At 61.7% G+C, this 14,052-nt stretch carries 15 protein-coding genes; 8 read left to right on the forward strand and 7 right to left on the reverse strand.

Annotated features, from left to right (window positions below; translation table 11 throughout):
• Positions 1-40: 40 nt before the first annotated feature.
• From J2Z31_RS03845 to J2Z31_RS03860, 4 genes are all read left to right on the forward strand, one after another.
• Positions 41-256, forward strand: a complete 216-nt coding sequence (locus tag J2Z31_RS03845; protein ID WP_209600544.1) for a hypothetical protein — start codon at positions 41-43, stop codon at positions 254-256.
• Between the two features lie 249 nt (positions 257-505).
• A complete protein-coding gene (locus tag J2Z31_RS03850; RefSeq protein ID WP_209600545.1) occupies positions 506-1,228 on the forward strand; it encodes a glutathione S-transferase in 723 nt (240 codons plus the stop codon).
• A 128-nt stretch (positions 1,229-1,356) separates the two neighbouring features.
• Positions 1,357-1,575, forward strand: coding sequence for a DUF2934 domain-containing protein (locus tag J2Z31_RS03855; RefSeq protein WP_209600546.1), 219 nt, complete (start codon positions 1,357-1,359; stop codon positions 1,573-1,575).
• Positions 1,576-1,702: 127 nt separating this feature from the next.
• On the forward strand, positions 1,703-1,969 hold the full coding sequence (locus J2Z31_RS03860) for a hypothetical protein (RefSeq protein WP_209601098.1): 267 nt from the start codon (positions 1,703-1,705) through the stop codon (positions 1,967-1,969).
• Between the two features lie 21 nt (positions 1,970-1,990).
• Here the strand turns inward: J2Z31_RS03860 and J2Z31_RS03865 are convergent, their stop codons facing one another.
• Complete coding sequence (locus J2Z31_RS03865; protein ID WP_209600547.1) at positions 1,991-2,407, reverse strand: DUF4168 domain-containing protein; 417 nt, start codon at positions 2,405-2,407, stop codon at positions 1,991-1,993.
• Between the two features lie 290 nt (positions 2,408-2,697).
• Positions 2,698-3,510 (reverse strand): class I SAM-dependent methyltransferase, encoded by an 813-nt coding sequence (locus J2Z31_RS03870; protein WP_209600548.1) that lies wholly within the window; start codon positions 3,508-3,510, stop codon positions 2,698-2,700.
• A 104-nt stretch (positions 3,511-3,614) separates the two neighbouring features.
• Between J2Z31_RS03870 and J2Z31_RS03875 the strand changes: the two genes are divergently transcribed.
• The 4 genes from J2Z31_RS03875 to J2Z31_RS03890 are packed head-to-tail and all read left to right on the forward strand — an operon-like array spanning position 3,615 to position 7,760.
• Entirely contained in the window at positions 3,615-4,748 is a 1,134-nt protein-coding gene (locus J2Z31_RS03875; protein WP_209600549.1) for an ABC transporter substrate-binding protein, read from the forward strand.
• A 53-nt stretch (positions 4,749-4,801) separates the two neighbouring features.
• Positions 4,802-5,938, forward strand: coding sequence for an ABC transporter substrate-binding protein (locus J2Z31_RS03880; protein WP_209600550.1), 1,137 nt, complete (start codon positions 4,802-4,804; stop codon positions 5,936-5,938).
• On the forward strand, positions 5,935-7,005 hold the full coding sequence (locus J2Z31_RS03885; protein WP_209600551.1) for a FecCD family ABC transporter permease: 1,071 nt from the start codon (positions 5,935-5,937) through the stop codon (positions 7,003-7,005). The genes J2Z31_RS03880 and J2Z31_RS03885 overlap by 4 nt, the downstream gene beginning before the upstream one ends.
• Positions 6,999-7,760: an ABC transporter ATP-binding protein gene (locus J2Z31_RS03890; RefSeq protein WP_209600552.1), complete on the forward strand. Its 762-nt coding sequence runs from the start codon at positions 6,999-7,001 to the stop codon at positions 7,758-7,760. Before J2Z31_RS03885 ends, J2Z31_RS03890 begins: the two co-directional genes overlap by 7 nt.
• Positions 7,761-8,016: 256 nt before the next feature.
• Here the strand turns inward: J2Z31_RS03890 and J2Z31_RS03895 are convergent, their stop codons facing one another.
• The 5 genes from J2Z31_RS03895 to J2Z31_RS03915 all read right to left on the reverse strand — a co-directional run bounded on the left by J2Z31_RS03895 (position 8,017) and on the right by J2Z31_RS03915 (position 14,044).
• Positions 8,017-9,063 (reverse strand): ABC transporter ATP-binding protein, encoded by a 1,047-nt coding sequence (locus J2Z31_RS03895; RefSeq protein WP_209600553.1) that lies wholly within the window; start codon positions 9,061-9,063, stop codon positions 8,017-8,019.
• A 20-nt stretch (positions 9,064-9,083) separates the two neighbouring features.
• Complete coding sequence (locus tag J2Z31_RS03900; RefSeq protein WP_209600554.1) at positions 9,084-10,805, reverse strand: GH32 C-terminal domain-containing protein; 1,722 nt, start codon at positions 10,803-10,805, stop codon at positions 9,084-9,086.
• A gap of 3 nt (positions 10,806-10,808) precedes the next feature.
• Entirely contained in the window at positions 10,809-11,702 is an 894-nt protein-coding gene (locus J2Z31_RS03905; RefSeq protein WP_209600555.1) for a carbohydrate ABC transporter permease, read from the reverse strand.
• Complete coding sequence (locus tag J2Z31_RS03910) at positions 11,695-12,636, reverse strand: carbohydrate ABC transporter permease (RefSeq protein ID WP_209600556.1); 942 nt, start codon at positions 12,634-12,636, stop codon at positions 11,695-11,697. Before J2Z31_RS03910 ends, J2Z31_RS03905 begins: the two co-directional genes overlap by 8 nt.
• Positions 12,637-12,757: 121 nt before the next feature.
• On the reverse strand, positions 12,758-14,044 hold the full coding sequence (locus tag J2Z31_RS03915) for an ABC transporter substrate-binding protein (RefSeq protein WP_209600557.1): 1,287 nt from the start codon (positions 14,042-14,044) through the stop codon (positions 12,758-12,760).
• Positions 14,045-14,052 lie beyond the last annotated feature (8 nt).

Raw genomic sequence — 14,052 nt, forward strand, 5'->3', positions numbered from 1 at the left:
TTTGGACTGCCCGTTTTGCGGTGAAAGCATGGAGGATCTGATGCATACGGAGGAATGCCTGCAGCTCCATTTCGATCTGTTGAGTGGCAGGGCACTGCTTGCCTACGGCGACAAGGAATACGTGTTGCCGGGTATCTATCGCACGAAGGAGACGGCACAGAGCGCAGCTCAGAAGTTCGCCTGGGAAGAGCTTGGCTGGAAACGTCGAGCGCCGGAAATCCGGGGAGCCTCCGAAGTTCCTGTTTGGCTACGCTGACTACTGCCTGTCTCTTTAGACCGAGCCCGGTTCGAGCAAGGACATGCAGCAATCCAAAGTGCTACAGCCGACTTTGCGCGTCTGATAAGACGCGCGGCGCTGTACCGTAAATCGCGCATTCGCAGAAGCGGTCGGCGGAAGCGTCGACCGCTGCACATCGAGCGTTTTTCGTTCGGCACTGTCCAGGTTGACGCCGCGAAAGGATTCCTGTCGAAAACCAAGGTGAGCGGTGCTTTAACGGAGCATTCCATGACTTACAAGCTCTACTACTGGGACGGGATACCGGGGAGGGGAGAGTTCGTACGCCTTGCGCTCGAGGAGGCAGGCGCCCCCTATGTCGAGGTTGCCCGGCGGCCCGGAGGCACCGCGGAAATGCTGAAGCTGATGAGCGACACCGGAGCCGGTACCATCCCTTTCGCGCCGCCGTTCCTGATCGATGGTGATCTCACCATTCCGCACGTCGCGAACATCCTGTTCTATCTCGGCCCGAAACTCGGACTTGTCCCGGAAGACGAAGGCACGCGCCATGTCGCAAACGGCTTGCAACTGACGATCACCGATTTCGTCACCGAAATCCACGATACGCACCATCCCGTCGGCGTGTCGCTCTACTATGAAGAGCAGAAACAGGAAGCGCTGAAGCGGTCGGCCGATTTTCTCGCGGAGCGACTGCCGAAATTCCTTGGCTATTTCGAACGCGTCCTCAACCAGAACCCGACGGGGCGGGGACATGTCGTCGGCAAGGCGCTGAGCTACGTAGACCTGTCGCTCTTTCATATTGTCGAGGGTCTTCGCTATGCTTTCCCGAATGCCATGCGTGCCATTGAGGGAAGCGTCCCGAACTTGCTCGCACTCCACGATCTGGTTGCGGCTCGCCCGCGCATCCGCAACTATCTCCTCTCCGAGCGTCGGCTCGCCTTCAATGCCTCCGACATCTTCCGCCACTATCCGGAACTTGACCGACAGGATTGAAGCGCACTTCCACCCACGTCCGGGCCGCGCCGCTCGTTGAGACTTGGCAAGCCGGCAAGCGAAGGAACAAACCTGCCTGCATGCCGTTACTGCTTCGCAATGTAGGGCTTCAACGGTGAGGTAAACACATGGAAAATGACGAGGAAGAACTGATCAGGCGTCGGGCCTACGCGATCTGGGAGCTGGAAGGCCGTCCGGACGGCCAGGATCTCAGGCATTGGGAACAGGCATCTCAAGAAAGCCGGAGCTCGGCGCCGAATGGTGATAATCTCGGTCGCGCAGGCGCGCGCCAAACCCCGCCGCAGCCTCGGCGCAAGTCGACGAGGAACGGAGCGCGCGGGCAATAGCGTCTGCGAGGCACCCGAGGGATGCCGGCCGTCACGCTCTCGAGGACAGCCGGCATTCTGCTGAAAGAGCGCGGAGGTGAGCTGGGCTCTCGCTCCTGCCTTGCTCAGGCGCATCGGGAGAGCGACAATGCATCAGATGGAAGACAGTGGCGGAAGTTCCACCAATCCCGCGCCGGGCCAGCCCACAGGGGACTATGGCGCCATGGATCAGGAGACCGGTCCTCATCGACAAACAGCGGCGGGGCCTGCTGACGTCCCAGGTCACGACGCCGCTGGCGGCGAGACCTGGAACAGGGTGCTTGGTGACAACACCAGCGCCGGAATGGTGCGGCTACTTGGGGCAGTCGCGCTCTTCATCCTGGTCGGCGCATCATTGTTCTGGCTTGCCGACTGACGCGGGCGTCGCGGCGCAGTCTTACTGCTGCGCCGGCGCGGGGTTCTGAAGCTTCTCCTGGACCTTCTTGGCAAGCGCCGGATCGTTCTGGGCGGCAGTCAGAATGGTCGTGTACTCCTGCACCGAGATGGGGGAGGCTTCCACCGCCTTGACCATTTGCTGGCTGGCTTCGGTCTGCAGCTTCTCCTTTGCAGCCGCGTCCGAGGTGGCCCCGATCTTTGTGGAATACTCCTGCCTGACCTTGTCGACCTCAAGATAGGCTACCGCGAAGGCCTCGAGTTTCTCGTCGCTGATGGGAGCTGTCTGTGTCCCCGTCTGCCCTTGCGCCGGCTGTGCTTCCTGTGCCTGGGCTACTTCCAGGGCGGACGCCGGGCTGACGATCATCAAGCTGAAGACTGCAGCGGTCAACGATGCAACGGATGTGTAACGAGCGATCATTTTCATTCCTCTCTGACGTGCATGACGTGATCGGCAGCAAAACCGCCTGCTCAATCGTTCCGACTCGAGCCGAGACGGAGCGAAGCCCGACCATGGGGGCCCCAAAAGGGCTCGATGGGGCGGCAGCGGGGTTTTTTGCTGACCATTGCGCGGCAGCTTTGTGGCCCCGACACTACAGGGCCGTGCGTTCTGCCGTGCGTTCTTAGGACGCACAAAGGACGCTGTAGGTCTTTGAATTCAGCGGGTCGGGTGGCTTCTGCGAGCCGCAAACCGGCCGACCGTGCGGGAATTTACGCTAGGTCGGGCCTTTTCGCCCGGATCGCGTAGCGGTGCTGGCTTCTGCGCGCGAGTCCCTTGAACAGGTTCCAGTTCTTTGCCTGCGTGCGGTGGATTTCGCCAAGATCCGCATCAACCTCGATATCGATGAAGCCGGCCTCGTGGAGGAGGTCGACCACCGCTTCGGCGCGCGCTCCCCTGGCAAAATAGACTCGGGAAAGAATGCTACGGTGGGTTTCCATCATGTCCCGCGAGTGAATCGGCGCCTCCGGTTTGAAAATTCCCGCGCGCTGGCCCCAGGCGCTGAGCTTGCCGCAGAGCCGTTCCAGCACACTGGTGCTGACGAAATCGCCGTCGACGATCAGCACCGTCCCTCCGGGTTTCAGCACGCGCAGCCATTCCGCGAAGGCCGCGGCCGGATCGACCAGCGTCCAGACCAGATGCCGATTGACGACGACGTCGTAGCACTCATCCGGCTCCATCGTGTTTTCCGCGTCGCCGATCCGGAAGGAAATCTTGCGCTTGCGGCCGGCCGCCTTCCGGCGGGCGAGGTTCAGCATGGGCTCGGCCCAGTCGAGCCCTGTGACCTTGAAGCCGAGATCGTCGAGAAGGTGGGAGATCACGCCGGTCCCGCTCGCAAGATCGAGTGCCATGCGACCGTCGCCACTCCCGAGATGGCGCAGGAATAGCCGATGCCAGGCGGTGCGTTCCTCCTCGGAGAAGATTTCATGCCCCGGAGACAGGTCGAAGGTGGCGGCCCGTTCCGACCAATAGGCCTTGATCTCGTCGCGAAGATCATAGTTTCGCCGCTCTGCCACGTCGCTCATCGGTGCAATGGATCCCTGTGTTTGGAAGCGTTCTAAAAGATAATTGTTGACTGATAAAGTCATGAAACTATAGATCGCATCGATTTTCCACCGGAGCGACAACAATGAGAGTTTTCAACAGGGCGGCCGCGGTCGCCGCGAGCCTTTGCGTGCTCCTTACGAGCGCAGCACTCGCCGATACCGTCAAGGTGACCGACGTCACCGGTCGTGAAGTCGAGGTCAACGTGCCGGTGGAGCACGTGATCCTGGGCGAAGGCCGCCAGATCTATTTCGTTGGCGCTCTCGACAAGGACGACCCTTTCAAGCGCGTCGTCGGCTGGCGTGACGATTTGGCCAAGGCCGATCCCGAAAGCTACGCCGCCTACCTCGCCGAGTATCCCGACATTGCCAAACTGCCGGCCTTCGGCGGCATGAAGGATGGCACCTTCGACATCGAGCAGGCAGTCGCGCTGAAGCCGGACGTCATGCTGATGAATATCGATGCCAAGACAGCGACGGAAGAGGCCGGCTATATCGAAAAACTCGAGAAGGTCGGCATTCCGCTCGTCTACGTGGATTTCCGCGAAAAGCCGATGGAAAACACCGAGCCGAGCATGCGCCTGATCGGCAAGCTATTCGGTAAGGAGGAAAAGGCCGAGGAATTCATCAAGTTCCGTGCCGAGCAGATCGCCAAGGTAACGGATGTCCTGGCGAAGGCCAATCCGAAGAAGCCGCTCGTCTTCATGGAGCGCGCCGGCGGCTATTCCGACGATTGCTGCATGTCCTTTGGCGACGAGAATTTCGGCAAAATGGTTGAGTTCGCCGGCGGCGTGAACATGGCCAAGGAGATCATTCCTGGCACCTTCGGCACGGTCAATCCGGAGCAGATCATCGCTTCCAACCCGGACCAGATCATCATCACCGGCGGCAACTGGGAAGGCTATGTTCCCGGCGGCAACTGGGTCGGCGTCGGTTATGGCGCGGATGAGAAGGAAGCGCTGCGCAAGCTCGAGAACCTGACCAAGCGCCCGGCCTTCACCGGTGTGAAGGCGGTCAAGGACGGCAATGTCCACGCCATCTGGCACCAGTTCTACAACAACCCGTATCAGTTCGTGGCCATCCAGCAGATCGCCAAATGGCTGCACCCGGATCTGTTCAAGGATCTCGACCCGGAAGCGACGTTCAAGGAACTGCACGAGCGCTTCCTGCCGCTGCCTTACAGGAGCGGGTACTTCGTCTCTCTGAATGTGAGCCAGTAAGCAATCGGACCGGAGGGGAGCGCCCTCCGATCCTCTGTCCTCGAGGTCTGCCAATGCCGGTCCTGAAGAAGGTTCTGCTTGCCATTTTCGCGGCGCTGCTCTCTGCAGCGCCGGCCATCGCTGCGGAAATCACGGATGTAACCGGCCGCAAGGTGGAAATCGAGCTTCCGGCGAAGCGGATATTGCTCGGCGAGGCACGGCAGATCCATATCGCTGCGGCGCTCAAGGGCGAGCGGGTCTTCGACACGATCGTCGGCTGGCGCGACGATCTGGTCAAGAAGGACCCCGATTCCTATGCCGGCTACCTCGAACGCTTTCCGGCAATCGAAAAGTTGCCGCGCTTCGGCTATGTCCCGAGCGGCGATTTCAGCCTCGAAGCAGCGATTGCCCTGAAGCCGGACATCATTACGCTGAACCTCGAGGCGGCGGAAGCGGCAGAGGAATCCGGTTTCATCGACAAGGCGGCTGCGGCCGGCATAGCCGTCATCTTCCTCGATTTTCGTGTCGACCCGGCGGCAAATAGCGAGAAATCCGTCGCGATCCTCGGCCGGCTCTTCGGCGCGGAGGCAACGGCGAAGGAATTCATCGGCTGGCGTCGGGCACAGATCGCGATCGTGACCGAACGCCTGGCAAAGGCTGGCGACATCACGCGACCGAAAGTATTCATCGAACGCTCGCCCGGCATCACCGGCGAGGTCGCATGCTGCAGGACCTTCGGGCCGGCGAACTTCGGCGAGATGGTCGAAATGGCGGGCGGCCATAACATCGGTTCCGACGTGATCACTGCGACCTTCGGCGATCTCAATCCCGAGCAGCTCGTCGTCGCCAATCCGGATCATGTGATCGTGACCGGCAGCAATTGGTCGGCCGAATCCGACCTCAACCAGTTCGTGGCGGTCGGGCGAGGCGCCGATCCTGCGGCGGCCCGCGAGAGGCTGAAGGGATTGATGCAGCGCCCGGCCTTTTCCAGCCTCGACGCGGTGAAGTCGGGTGCGGTGCACGCAGTGTGGCATCAGTTCTACGGTGCGCCCTACGAATTCGTCCCGATCCAACAATTCGCAAAATGGTTCCATCCGGCGCTTTTCGCTGATCTCGATCCGGAACGCACGTTTCGGGAATTCCACGAGAAATTCCTGCCGGTTACCTATCGCCCGGGCTATTTCGTCTCGCTTTCGGATGGGGGTGAATGATGGTGGCTATCACCGATGAAATCACCGGCCTCGAAGGTCGCGGCCGCTACCGCGCTCTCGTCGGGCGTCGCGTCGTCCTGCTCTCCATTCTTCTGGCAGCACTGTTCCTCTCGGTCGCAATCGACATGGCACTCGGACCAGCCAATTATCCGATCGCTGATGTGCTGACGGCCCTGTTCGATGCCGAAAGCGTCGGTGACCAGCTTCGCGTCGTGATCTGGGACATCCGGATGCCGATCGCGCTGATGGCGGTCACGGTGGGCGCCTCGCTCTCGGTCGCGGGCGCGCAGATGCAGACGATTCTTGCAAACCCGCTGGCCAGCCCCTTCACGCTCGGCATTTCGGCCGCTGCCAGCTTCGGCGCGGCACTCGGCCTCGTTGCGGGTGTTGCGGTCTTTCCGGTTGCGGTTCAGTACATGGTACCGCTCAACGCCTTCCTGATGGCGATGATTGCAGCGCTTTTCATTCACTTCGCCTCGACAATGCGCGGGGTCACCGTCGAGACCATCGTGCTCCTCGGTATTGCGCTCGTCTTCACCTTCAATGCGGCATTGTCGCTGCTCGAATATCTGGCGTCCGAGCAGGCGCTTGCAGCCGTGGTGTTCTGGACGATGGGCAGCCTCACCAAGGCGACCTGGCCAAAAGTCTGGATCACCGGTGCGGTGCTCCTGATCGCCGTGCCGCTCTTCGCGCGGCGTGCCTGGGCCTTGACGGCGCTCCGGCTCGGCGACGACAAGGCGGCGAGCTTCGGCATCAATGTCCGCCGACTGCGGCTCGAAACCATGCTGACGGTCAGCCTGCTGGCGGCGATTCCGGTGTCCTTTGTCGGAACGATAGGTTTCGTCGGCCTCGTCGGTCCGCACATTGCGCGGATGCTCGTCGGCGAGGACCAACGCTTCTTTCTGCCGGCTTCCATCCTCTGCGGCGCGCTCCTGCTTTCGGTGACTTCCGTCGTCAGCAAGATGATCATTCCGGGTGCGGTCCTGCCGATCGGCATCATAACGGCACTCGTCGGCGTTCCCTTCTTCTTCGTGCTGATCTTCACCAACAGGAGGCGCGCATGGTAGCCTTGAGGCTGGAAGACGTCAGCGCCACCTATGGCCGGCGTACCATATTGTCCGGCATATCGACCGGGCTGCTGCGTGGCGGGCGGCTGACGGCTGTCATCGGCCCGAACGCGGCGGGCAAATCGACGCTCTTCAAGCGCATTGCCGGCCTCGCCAAGGGCGCCGGGCTGGTGCACCTCTCCGACACGGCCGAGGGGCCGCAGACGATCTGCTATATGCCCCAGGATACCGGCGCCAATGCGGTGCTGACGGTCTATGAATCCGTACTGCTTTCCGCCAAGCAGGGTTCCGGCTGGAAAGTCAAAGAGGAAGAACTGGCGGAGATCGACCGGGTGCTGGCGGCGCTGAAGATCGATGATCTGGCGTTTCGCGGCCTGGGCGAACTATCGGGCGGTCAGCGCCAGCTGGTGTCGATCGCCCAGGCGCTGGTGCGCAAGCCGGAAGTTCTCTTGATGGACGAGCCGACATCCGCACTCGACCTTTTTCGCCAGATCGAGGTGCTCGGCTTCATGAAGCACCTCTCGGCGACATCGGGCATGGCGGTACTGATCGCGCTGCACGATCTCAACCATGCGCTGCGTTATTGCGACGACACTATCGTCATCAACGGCGGCTCGGTGGCGGCGAGCGGGCCGACGCAGGAGGTGATTACGGCCGATATGCTGAAATCCGTCTACCGCGTCGACGCGCGCGTCGAGACCTGTTCCCTCGGGCGGCCGATGGTAATCGTCGACGGCTCCCTTTCGGCTGCCTGAGCCTGCGGTTGGTGCGGCGAACAAGCAATCAGTCGAATTGTGTGGGGCTGTAGCCGACGGAGATCGGTCCCGTGCTGCGCGGCCGAGCGGATTCGACCGCGCTTCGGCAGTCAAAGCGCCGTGCGCCCTGGGGCCGGAGCGATGTTCGGCGCGATCGAACCGGACACGCACCTGCCAGGAATCGTGCGTGTATCCGGCCGTTTTGTCGAGCAAGCGTCGTTCTGAGGTCGCGCCAGTTGGCCGGCGGTGCGGCGCCTCAGTTGAGGCGCACTCCTTCTGACGAGAATAGATGGATCTTCGCGGGATCCGGGGCGATCGTGATCGGCTGGCCCGGGTCCAGGTGGAGCCGCTCGCGCAGGACCAGCGTTGTCTCGGCTGATCCGATTTGCACGAGCACATGTGTTTCGGATCCAGTCGGCTCCACCACCACAACGTTGGCGGGAACACCGGTTTCGGCAATCGTCAGATGTTCCGGTCGGACGCCGTAGATGCTGGCTGCATCGCCCTTGCCGTCGCTCGGCAGTGGCAAGGCGACGCCGCCATTGGTGACGAATGATCCATCGGCGATCCTACCCTCGAAGAGATTCATCGCTGGCGAGCCGATGAAGGTCGCGACAAATGTGTTTGCCGGCCGATCGTAGAGCTCCAGCGGCGCGCCGATCTGCTCGACCTTGCCGCCGCGCATAACGACGATCCGGTCCGCCATTGTCATCGCCTCGATCTGGTCGTGGGTGACGTAGACGGTCGTCGTCTTCAGGCGCTGATGGAGTTCCTTGATCTCGGCGCGCATGGTGACGCGCAGCTTGGCGTCGAGGTTCGACAGCGGTTCGTCGAACAGGAAGACCCGCGGGTGGCGCACGATCGCGCGCCCCATCGCGACCCGCTGGCGCTGCCCGCCGGAGAGCTGTTTCGGCAGGCGGTCGAGCAGCGGCTCGAGCGCCAGGATGTCGGCGGCCTCCCGCACGCGCCTGTCGATCGTTGCCTTGTCCTGCCCCTTCAGCTTGAGGGCAAAACCCATGTTCTGCGCGACCGTCATGTGCGGGTAAAGCGCATAGCTCTGGAACACCATGGCGATGTCGCGCTCCTTCGGCGCTACATCGTTGACGACGCGGCCGCCAATGCGAATTTCACCGCCGCTGATATCCTCAAGGCCGGCGAGCATGCGCAACAGGGTTGACTTGCCGCAGCCGGAGGGCCCGACGAGGGTGACGAACTCGCCATCCTCGATGTCCATGGACACGCCGTAGATCACCGGCACCGCACCATATTGCTTGCGAACCTGTTCGATCGTGACAGATGACATGAATTCCTCCCTTGCTGTCTTCAGAGCGCGAGCTGCCAGACTCTGGCGGCCGCGACAGAACCTGCTGGCGCGTTGAGACGGGCTGAGCGAGCGGGCTCGAAGCCGGGCAGCCGCTTCGTCCCCGTCCAGCGGCCATCGTCGGCAAAGACCTCGATCGATCCCTTGTCGAGAAAGATGCGAAGCATCGAGGGGCGCGCGCCCGCAGCGATGTAGCGAGGCAACCATTTTCCGTCCGGAAGGTCGTAAAGGATGCTGAGGCCCTCCTGATCGACACGCACACCGATTTCGGCTTCCGAGTGATCGAATTCGAGATCGAAGGGCGCGCCAGCGGCGGCAAGATCAATGACGATCTCAATGGCACCGTTGCCGAGCTCAACCGTTTCGCCGGAAACCAACCGGTCCTGGTCGAGAAGCTGCTGGCGCAGGCTGTCGACGGCCTCGACCGGCGGCGTGAGCAGCACACCATCCTTGAGCAGGACGCGGCGGGGAAGCGTCATGGCCGTCGGAAAGTCGATCTTCTTCGAAATGTCTGTCCAGTTTGCCAGCCAGGCAATTCCGACAGGCCCGCTCCGGTCGACGAAGGCCTGGAAGGCATAGGCGTCTGTCGCGAAGTCGAGTTCCTGCTCGAACTCCTTGACGAAGCTTCGGCCGTCAAAATGGCCGACGGTCGCGATCGTGATGTTGCGGCGGCCGGTCGCTGGATCGCGGCTGGTGAGCAGGCCGAAGATCAATGCCCAGCGTGTCTGCGGATCATCCGCCGATCCATCGAGCGGCACGATGCAGGGGCATTCGGCGGCGGTCATGCCAAAGCGGTTCTCGCGGTGCAGTATGCCGATGAAGTTCCAGCCGATGGCGGCGTCCGGATCCAAGGTTTCGTAGAGCAGGATGACGCCACCCGCATGATCGCGGCTGCCGAGCAGCATCTTCCAACGACCGTCCGGGCCCTTGATCACGTAGGGATCGCGGAAATCCAGCGTCAGGCCGAGATCGGCCGGGCGCTCGGGAAGGATGATCTCGCCCGGGCCGGCGGTAATCCCGTCACGGCTGACCGCCGTCAGCTGGATCTGCTCCTCCGGTTCTCGATCCTTGACCTGTTCGGTGAAGAAGATGCGGATGCCTGGTTCCTCTCCGGAAACCGCAATCGCTGAACCGGAAAACGCGCCGCCCCGGCCGTCCGCGCGAGCCGAGAGTTCCGCCGAGGGAAACAGGAACATGGGCAGGTGCTTCCAGCGGAGATAGTCGTCGGAAACGGCATGGCCCCAATGCATCGTGTTCCAGCGCAGGCTGTGGGGATAGTGCTGATAGAAGAGATGAAGCTTGTCGCAGAAGCGGCCGAAACCGTTCGGGTCGTTCATCCATCCGAAAGGTGGGCGGAAATGATAGCTGTCAGGGACGATGGGTGTGGAATTGGCTTCACCGCTGTAGAGAACAACGATGCCCTTATCCAAAACGTTCGCTTCCGAAAAGGCATAGACGACGGAGAGCCTCGTGTTCGCGGCGTCATAATTGAAAGAGGTTTCGCCGGCCGCTTCGATCAGCAGCGCACGGAACTCGAACTCCTCGGTGTTTCGCGCCGTGAGGCGGCCGATTTCCTGTCCGTCCTGGCTCGCCTTAAGTTCGGCCGGCGTATCTGCATCGACCGGCTTCAGCCACGCATGGAGCGTGGTCCCAGCGGGGACGGCGGCGCTGAACGTCTTCAGGCTGCCGCCGAGGAGGGACGAGGGGGTGGTGTGGCTTGTCATTAATCAACCTTTCACCGCCGACCCAACGAAGGAACTGACGAACCAGCGCTGGAACGCGAGATAGAGAGCGAGGATCGGGAGCATCATCAGGACGGACGCCGCCATGGCACGATCCCAGTAGATGCTGTCCTGACCGAAGAAAGTGGCGATGGCGACGGCGATTGGCCGGGCATAATCGGTCTGTGTCACCAGGGTCGGCCAGAGGTACTGGTTCCAGGACTCGATCCCCATCAGGATAGAGACGGTGGCGAGTGCCGGAAGGCTCAGCGGCAGGAAGATCGAGCGATAGATGCGGAACACGGATGCACCGTCGATCTCAGCCGCTTCGAAAAGCTCCTTTGGAAGCTGGGCGAAGAACTGGTAGAACAGAAAAATGTAAAGCGGGCTCGCCACCCAAGGGACGATTTGCACTGCAAAGCTATCAGTCATGCCCGCGCGCGACACCATGATCACGAGGGGCATGATGATGCTCTCCTGCGGGATGACGTAGAGGGCGATCACCAGCGACAGGACGAGCGCGCGGCCGCGCAGCGACCCCCAGGCCAACACGAAGCCAGCCATGGAATTGACGACCAATCCAGCGCCGACGGTGCACGCCAGAATGAACAGCGAGTTCAGCAGATAACGGCCAAAGGCGAGCTCACCTGAGAAATTGCCGACCTCCCAGAAGTTTGAGAGCGTCGGGTTCGACACCCAGAAGGCGCGGAAGCTGCCCATGTCGGCAAGGATCTGGAAGCGGTCGTCCTTGAGGCTCGCCACAACCAGCATGAGCAGCGGAGAGACGATGACGAGAGCGATGACGAGGATGCAGGCGGTCTGCACAAGGCGCAAGGAACGGATGGCGGAGCGCTCGCGCGTCAATTCGGTCTGCATGGCGGTAATGGCGAGATCAGACATCGAAACGCCTCAGAAGCTGGCGCTGCAGCAGCGCGATGACGAGAACGATCAGGAAGAGAATGACCGAGACTGCCGAGGCGAGCCCGAGCTTCTGTTCCTCGAAGCCGGTGCGAACCATGTAGTGCACCACGGTTTCGGTGCTGCTCTTCGGGCCGCCCTGGGTCAGGATCGCCACCTGGGTGTACAGCTTGAAGGCCTGGATCGTGGTGATCACCAGCACGAACACGTGAGTCGGTCTCAGGCCCGGCATGGTCACGTGCCAGAAGCGCTGGAAGGCATTTGCGCCGTCGATCCTCGCGGCGTCGTAGAGCTCGTCGGGGATGCCCTGCAATCCGGCGAGATAGACGATCATCTGGAAACCGTAGGCCTGCCAGGCTGAAAGCAGCACGATCGAGAACATCGCCCAGTTCGGGTCGCCGAGCCAATCGATCGGCTGGATGCGCCCGCCGGAGAGGAAGCCGATCACCTGGTTGATCGGTCCCGTAGGGTACTGAAAGAGCGTCCCCCAGATCACGCAGACGACCACTATTGAAGTGATGGCGGGCAGAAAGAACATGCCCCGGAAGACATTGCGCAATGGGAGCTTCTGGTTCAGCAGCAGCGCGGTCGCAAAGGCTAGGCCGCATTGAACCGGAATGACCCAGAAGGTGAACCGCGAGACGTTCCACAGCGATGTCCAGAAGAGATCGTCCTTGAAGATGCGCAGGAAATTGGTGAGGCCGATAAAGCGGACTGGCGTCGGGCGTGGCACTAGCGGCTGGTTGGTCATCGCCGTCCAGAACGACAGGAGAAAGGGCACGACCAGGAAGATCGTCAGCAGCATCACCGCCGGCGCGAGCATGCCGATCTCCTGGAACAGGCGGGCCCTGTCCCTGCGCCGGGCGGGGCGCACAAGGGCTGCCGTCGCTGTCAGCGCCGGTTGCTGCAAGGTCATTTTCTCCTCCTCATAGAGTTCGCGCTATCGGGAGCCGCGCGACCAGCGGCTATAGGGCCATCACATCCTTCGGGCGTGCGGCTGCGCGGCATTGGCGCTGCGCGCCGCACTCTCCTCGAAATTATTGCTGTTCGTCGAAGGGCGGATAGCCGTCATTCTCTTCGATGTCCTCGTCGATCTTCTCGGCTGCGGCGGTCAGCGCCGCCTTGACGTCGCCGCCGTTGAAGATCTCATCGACGGCTCCCATGAAGGCCGAGGTGATCGCCGGATAGGCCGGATGCGGGGGCCGAGCAATCGCGGTCTTCGATGCCTGCTCGAAAGCGACGGCCATCGGTCCACCGGGGGCATACAGCGGTGAATCCGCAGCGAAGCTTTTCAAGCCCGGATAGCCAGATGTCTCTTTTGCATGTTCCCGAAGCTCCTTGTCCTTCAGCATGAAGCTCACGAACTTGCCGGCAATCTCAGGGTGTTCGGAAGCCGTGGTGATGCCCCAGATCCACGTACCGTTCGGACTGGCGCCCTTCGGGCCGAACTTTGGCAGCGGCATCACGACGACATCGTCCTTCATCGAGGCTGCGGCTTCGGCATAGAACCAGTGGCCACCGAACGCGAGCGCCGCCGGATGCCCCTCGGCAAAGAACTGGTTGGTGCCGGAAGATTGCGGCACGACCCAGCCGTTCTTCACCCATTTCTGCATCATCGTTAGCGCATCGACGCAGGGATCGCTGTCGAGTGTGCCGACAGATTTCCATGTGTTGCGGTCGATCAGGTCGCAGCCGGCCGATTGCAGGATCGGGCCGTAGGCATAGGTGATCCATTCGGTCTTGATGCCATAGCCGCGGAAAGTGTCGATCGGCCATTTGACGCCCCCGAGCTTCGAGAGCTTCTCGAGGTAACCTTCGAATTCCTCGCGCGTCCAGGCGTCATCCACGCCCTTGGGGATGCGGGCGCCGATCGCTTCGAGATATTTCCTGTTGCCGTAGAGCACGACAGAAGAGTCGGTGAGGCCGACCGCATAGAGTTCCTTGTCGATCGGATAGGTGCCCTGAGCGATGTTTGACCCGGTCATGTCCTCAAGAATGTCCTTGTCGATCAGCGGCTTGATCGGCTGCAGGTAGCCCGACCAGACGTAGTTCGCGAGGAAGGGTGCATCGAGCTCCATGATGTCCGGCATCTGCTTGGCCATGACGGCTGCGCTGAACTTCTCGTTATAGGCGTCGTGCGGCGCATAGATGAGTTCGATGTCGACGTCGGGATTGGCCTCCTCAAAGCGCTTCGCGACTTCCCCGAAGGTCGAGACCCAGCCGGGATCGCCTTGGTGCATCATGCGGATCACCGTCTTCGCTTCGGCCTGAACGGCAATCAAGGCAGTAGATACCGCCAGTAGTGCAAGTAAACGTTTACCCATCGTTCGCT

Source organism: Sinorhizobium kostiense (assembly GCF_017874595.1).
In the GTDB taxonomy this organism is placed as follows: Bacteria; Pseudomonadota; Alphaproteobacteria; order Rhizobiales; family Rhizobiaceae; genus Sinorhizobium; species Sinorhizobium kostiense.